Annotated in this window: 4 protein-coding genes; 2 read left to right on the top strand and 2 right to left on the bottom strand. The window is 71.8% G+C overall.

The window, feature by feature from the left end; genetic code table 11:
- Positions 1-260: hypothetical protein (locus EHS43_RS47220; RefSeq protein WP_221740804.1), on the bottom strand; the 260-nt coding region annotated here is incomplete at its 3' end.
- A 215-nt stretch (positions 261-475) separates the two neighbouring features.
- Here EHS43_RS47220 and EHS43_RS40090 point away from each other — a divergent pair.
- Positions 476-1,111 (top strand): histidine phosphatase family protein, encoded by a 636-nt coding sequence (locus EHS43_RS40090; RefSeq protein WP_125195471.1) that lies wholly within the window; start codon positions 476-478, stop codon positions 1,109-1,111.
- Positions 1,112-1,156: 45 nt separating this feature from the next.
- Here the strand turns inward: EHS43_RS40090 and glmS are convergent, their stop codons facing one another.
- The gene (gene glmS / locus EHS43_RS40085) at positions 1,157-3,004 is read right to left on the bottom strand and encodes a glutamine--fructose-6-phosphate transaminase (isomerizing) (protein ID WP_125195470.1); all 1,848 of its coding nucleotides are present in this window, start codon (positions 3,002-3,004) and stop codon (positions 1,157-1,159) included.
- A 127-nt stretch (positions 3,005-3,131) separates the two neighbouring features.
- On the opposite strand from glmS, the gene EHS43_RS48870 reads away from it, so the two are divergent.
- The coding region (locus EHS43_RS48870; protein WP_312023473.1) for a CbrC family protein at positions 3,132-3,661 on the top strand (530 nt) is incomplete at its 3' end.

The following is a 3,661-nucleotide window of genomic DNA, read 5'->3' as shown; positions in this document are numbered from 1 at the left end:
AACCACCCCCCGTCGTGCCGGAACCACCGGGCCCTCCGGACCCACCGGTCCAGGCCGATCCCCCGGACCCACCCGACGGGAACGAGGAGGTCCGCGCCCGCCGTGTCGGCGTGGACGACGGCGTCGTCGAAGGCGTGGGAGACGCGGAGGGGGATGCGCTGAGCGAGGGGGACGCCGAGTGCTCGGCCTTTAGGACCTCCGCCGTCGGCGACCCCGAACGCGTGGGCGAACGGTCCGCACCGGAGGCGTCGGCCGAGCATCCGCCCAGGCACAGTGCGGTCAGGACAACGGCCGACCCGAAGGCGGCAACGACACCAAGTGGACGTGCCGGACGCACGGGACCCCCCATGTTCATGAACCAAGAGCGAGGAGAGTTTCAAGCGGTCTTTACGCAGTCCACAAGGGCCCACATGCTTTCTCCGGGCCAGAGTGACCATGATCACGCCAGATCCACAGGTCGAGGAGACCGTTCACCGTGCAGCTTGAGACGACCGGCACAGCCACCCGCTACCTCTATCTCGTCCGGCACGGCGAGGCGCTGCCGGACGAGAGCGGGCTGACACCGGCAGGCCGACAGCAGGCGACCCTGCTCGGCCGCCGTCTCCGGGACGTCCCCTTCACGGCCGTCCACCACGGCCCGCTGCCACGCGCCGCACAGACCGCCCGCCTCGTCCACGCCCACCTGGGGGACGTCCCCCTGCTCGCCTCGGACGTCGCCGGCGACTACGTGCCCTACGTGCCCCCGAGGGACGAACTCCCGCCCGAAGCAGCGGACTTCTATCTCCGCTTCCTCGCCGACACCACCGCCGACGAGCGGGAGCAGGGCGCCGCGCTGGCCCGCCGGGCGCTGGACCTGTTCACCGGACCGGTGGACGGCGGGCAGGACCGTCACGAACTGGTCGTCACCCACAACTTCCTCGTCGCCTGGCTGGTCCGGGACGCCCTGCACGCCCCGGCATGGCGCTGGCTCGGCCTCAACCACGCCAACGCGGCGCTCACGGTCATCCGTTACCCGCCCGGCCGAGCCGCGTCCGTCCTCGTCGGCAACGACATGCGCCACCTGCCCACCGAGCTCCGCTGGACCGGCTTCCCGCCCGAGGTGCACGTCTGACCGCACCCCCGGACGCGGGCTCGGGAGGCCGTCGTACGAGGCGGGCTACTCCACCGTGACCGACTTCGCCAGGTTCCGCGGCTGGTCCACCTCGTTGCCCCGGGCGGTCGCCAGCTCGCAGGCGAAGACCTGCAACGGCACGGTCGCCACCAGCGGCTGAAGCAGCGTCGGCGTGACCGGGATCCGGATCAGATGGTCGGCGTAGGGCACCACCGCCTCGTCGCCCTCCTCCGCGATGACGATGGTCCGCGCTCCCCGGGCCCGGATCTCCTGGATGTTGGACACGATCTTGTCGTGGATCACCGACCGCCCTCGGGGCGACGGTACGACCACCACGACCGGCAGATCCTCCTCGATGAGCGCGATCGGGCCGTGCTTCAGCTCCCCCGCCGCGAAGCCCTCGGCGTGCATGTAGGCGAGCTCCTTGAGCTTCAGCGCGCCCTCCAGCGCGACCGGGTAGCCGACGTGCCGCCCGAGGAACAGCACGGTGTCCTTGTCGGCCAGCGACCGCGCCAGCGCCCGCACCGGCTCCATCGTCTCCAGCACCCGCTCGACCTCGCCGGAGATGTGCGAGAGGTCCCGGACGACGGCGGAGATCTCGTCGCCCCACTTGGTCCCGCGCACCTGCCCCAGGTACAGCGCCACCAGGTAACACGCCACGAGCTGCGTCAGGAACGCCTTCGTCGACGCGACGGCGACCTCGGGGCCCGCGTGCGTGTACAGCACCGCGTCCGACTCCCGGGGGATCGTCGAGCCGTTGGTGTTGCAGATCGCCAGCACCTTGGAGCCCTGCTCGCGGGCGTGCCGCAGCGCCATGAGGGTGTCCATGGTCTCGCCGGACTGGGAGATGGCGATCACCAGCGACCGCGGCCCCAGGATCGGGTCCCGGTAGCGGAACTCGCTCGCCAGCTCCACCTCGCAGGGGATACGGGTCCAGTGCTCGATGGCGTACTTGGCGATGAGCCCCGCGTGGAAGGCCGTACCGCACGCGACGATCACGACCTTGTCCACCTCCCGCAGCTCGGACGCGCTGATGCGCACCTCGTCCAGCCGCAGGGAACCGGCCGCGTCGATACGGCCGAGCAGCGTGTCGGCGACCGCCTTCGGCTGCTCGGCGATCTCCTTGAGCATGAAGTAGTCGTAGCCGCCCTTCTCGGCGGCGGAGGCGTCCCAGTCGACGTGGAACGAGCGGACGTCGGCGGGCCGGCCGTCGAAGCCGGTCACGGTCACCCCGTCGCGCCGCAGCTCCACGACCTGGTCCTGGCCGAGCTCGATCGCGGAGCGGGTGTGGGCGATGAAGGCGGCCACGTCCGAGGCCAGAAACGCCTCGCCCTCCCCCACGCCCACCACGAGCGGCGAGTTCCGGCGGGCGCCCACGACCACGTCCGGCTCGTCGGCGTGCACCGCGACCAGCGTGAACGCCCCCTCCAGCCGCCGGCACACCAGCCGCATGGCCTCCGCGAGGTCGGCCGTCGCCGAGAACTCCTCGGTGAGCAGGTGCGCGACGACCTCGGTGTCGGTCTCTGAGGCGAGCGCGTGCCCCCGCTCCTCCAGCTCGCCCCGCAGCGCGGCGAAGTTCTCGATGATCCCGTTGTGGACGACGGCGACCCGCCCGGCGTTGTCCAGATGCGGATGCGCGTTGGCGTCCGTCGGCCCGCCGTGGGTGGCCCAGCGCGTGTGCCCGACGCCGGTGTGCCCCGTCGGCAACGGCCGGTCCACCAGCTCCTTCTCCAGATTGACCAGCTTCCCGGCCCTCTTCGCCGCCGCCAGCCCGCCGTCCGCCAGCACGGCGACCCCTGCCGAGTCGTACCCCCGGTACTCCAGCCGCTTCAGCCCGGCCATCACGACATCGAGCGCCGACTGCGACCCCACGTATCCCACGATTCCGCACATGCGCGGCAGCCTAGGGGGCGGGGGGCGGCGGATCACGGCACTTCATGCCCGATTTCGGGTATCGCGGCACCGGGCACACTGAGGCGACGGGCTTCGGGCCCTGATCACCACCGGTCGTAGGAGCCCCATGAGCTACAGCATGTGCGTCTGCCGTTTCGTCCACGGACACCCCGTCCCCATGGACGAATCCGCGCTCCGTGAAGTCCTCGGTCCCGTCACCGTGGGCGGGCTGCCGCCCACCGGGTTCCCGGAGTCCTGGGAACTCGAAGCCGAGGACGGCGGCGGGGCCGAGGTGTACGGGGACGCGCTCGGGCTCACCTTCAGCCGCTTCTCCACCGGACGGATCCTCGACCACGTGGCCACGCTCGCCCGGAGAACCGGCGCGGGCGTCATACCGCTCGACTGCCCGGCGATCCTCACGAGCGAGGCCGCCCGCGGGAACCTCCCGGAGAGCCTCCGCGCGGAAGCGATCGTCATGCCCCCCGAGGCCCTGACCGGCCGGGCGATCCAGCTCGTGATCTCCCCGCAGCCGGAGCCCCGCCGACGCCCCGCGCTCCCCCACTTCCCGTACCACCCCAGCCCCGTCGCCACCGGCTCCGTCACCGCCTCCGACGACCCCTGCGTGTGCTGCGGGCAGGAACGCGGCTGGGTCTACAC

Source organism: Streptomyces sp. RP5T (assembly GCF_003933965.1).
Lineage (GTDB): Bacteria > Actinomycetota > Actinomycetes > Streptomycetales > Streptomycetaceae > Streptomyces.
Note: the sequence above shows the minus strand (reverse complement) of the source record. Positions and strands in the feature narration are given on the sequence as shown.

Excerpts from the sequence above, each read along its gene's own strand:
- glmS (WP_125195470.1), bottom strand. The coding sequence starts at position 3,004 with ATGTGCGGAATCGTGGGATACGTGGGGTCGCAGTCGGCGCTCGATGTC.